This is a genomic window from Oleiphilus sp. HI0066, assembly GCF_001635725.1.
In genome coordinates this window covers 1-1,743 of the sequence record NZ_LWFH01000325.1, presented here as the reverse complement: position 1 = coordinate 1,743, position 1,743 = coordinate 1, and the positions used below count along the sequence as shown (strand labels likewise).

The window sequence follows — 1,743 nt, the reverse complement described above, 5'->3', positions numbered from 1 at the left end:
TCAGCAACATCTAGCCTTTAGTCGCAGTCTTATCGCACAGCACGAGATTGATTTGTTAGTTTGGCCTGAAGCGGCATACGGCCGAGCAATACAAGGTACTCTGCCGGTGGATGCTCAGCCTATTCAACAAGATCTTGATACGCCAATCGTTTTCGGAGCCACGCGATTATCGGTCAAACAGGGGCGTTTAAGTCCGCATAATGCCGTGTTTTTAATTGATGAAAATAACCGAGTGGCGAGTCAGTACAGTAAAAATATACTGATTCCTTTTTCAGAATATTTGCCATTCGAGACCATCTTGTCACAGCACGAATCGTTCGTTGCGCAGGTATTTCCGGAATACTCACGTTTTGAAGCGGGTGATTCCTTAACGGCGCTGACCTTTAAAGGACGTCGTATAAGCACACCTATTTGTTATGAAACCGTGATTCCTGAATTAGTGCGCGAGATGGTGGCAAACAATCATGCCGAATTGATTATCTCTGTTGCTAACGATAGTTGGTTTGGAATGAGTAAAGAGCCATACATTCATTTGGCGATGGCCAAATTACGGGCTATCGAACATCGGCGGTGGTTTGTGCGTGCAACGAACGGCGGCATTAGTGCGGTGATAAATCCCGCGGGTCGCGTCGTGAATAATGTGCCTTTAGGTGAAGAGGGTGTTCGCGCCTCTATTGTTGATTGGCGCTCTGAACAGACCCTATACACACTTTACGGAAATTGGTTTGTCAGTGTCGTCATGGGCTTAACCTTACTCACTCTTTTGACTCGCGGCGCCATATTTCGCGTTAAAAAATCTTCTGAACTCGACTTTAAACAGCGTGCTTCATTGACCAAATAGTTGATAAGACTTAGGGAAATGTTTGAGCGTGCTTGCGTAGTTTAGAAGGCTGCTGGCCGGTCCACGTCTTGAATGCTCTACGAAACGTAGAGCTATCGCTAAAACCTATTCGCTCTGCGATTTCACTAATGGTGTAGTTGGTGTTCTTGAGCAGGTTCACAGACTTTTGCTGTTTAAATTTATTAAGCGTTTGTTGATAGCTGGTGTCTTCCTTAGACAACTTACGATGCAATGCGCTTTTCGATAATTGAAGTTGTTCTGCTGCTTGATCAATGCAGGGTAGGTTTGGAATGTGTTGGTCAAATAGCACAAAGAGCCTTTTCTGAATTGAAATCCGTTTTTCACACTTCTTTATCGCATCGTTACACTCAGCGAGTTTGCACCGGTGGATTGCAGGGTTGGCCGTAAGAATTGGGTAGCTTAGGTAATTTGAATCAAATTCGGCACTCAGGGTGTTTTGTTCAAAATGTATTTCACATTGAAAATAGTCTTCATATATTTTCGAATGCCAAGGCTTGTCAAACGGAAGACTTACGCAATTGAATCGAAGCTCTTTCCCGCAGAGCCAAGAAGACTGTTGTTGAATAGTGCTAAGTAGTGCTTCGCAGATAAAGTGTTTTAGTGCTTCCGGTTGCTTGGAGTGATGCGTGACACTGAGTTTCAGGTTATGCACATTTGTGCTTGTTGGTTCTAGCTCAAATAAGCAGGGCACGCCGAACAATAAACGGAAATGATTTAAGTGGTTGAAAGCGTCTTCGAGTGTTTCGCTCGTCATCAACAACTGCCCAAAACCATCTGCTGCGATGACACTAAGTTGCTGTCCATAGGCGAGCCCGATGCCGGCTTCAGCGTCTAATAAGTTGGTGCTTAGACATTCAGTGGTTTCTAATAAATCGATCTTT

At 44.4% G+C, this 1,743-nt stretch carries 2 protein-coding genes; one reads left to right on the top strand and one right to left on the bottom strand.

Annotated elements, in window-relative coordinates; genetic code table 11:
• Positions 1-841, top strand: an 841-nt coding sequence (gene lnt / locus A3738_RS04730) for an apolipoprotein N-acyltransferase (RefSeq protein WP_068763398.1), incomplete at its 5' end; no start/stop codon positions are given.
• 10 nt (positions 842-851) lie between these two features.
• Here the strand turns inward: lnt and A3738_RS04725 are convergent.
• On the bottom strand, positions 852-1,743 hold an 892-nt coding region (locus A3738_RS04725; protein WP_068763397.1), incomplete at its 5' end, for an AraC family transcriptional regulator.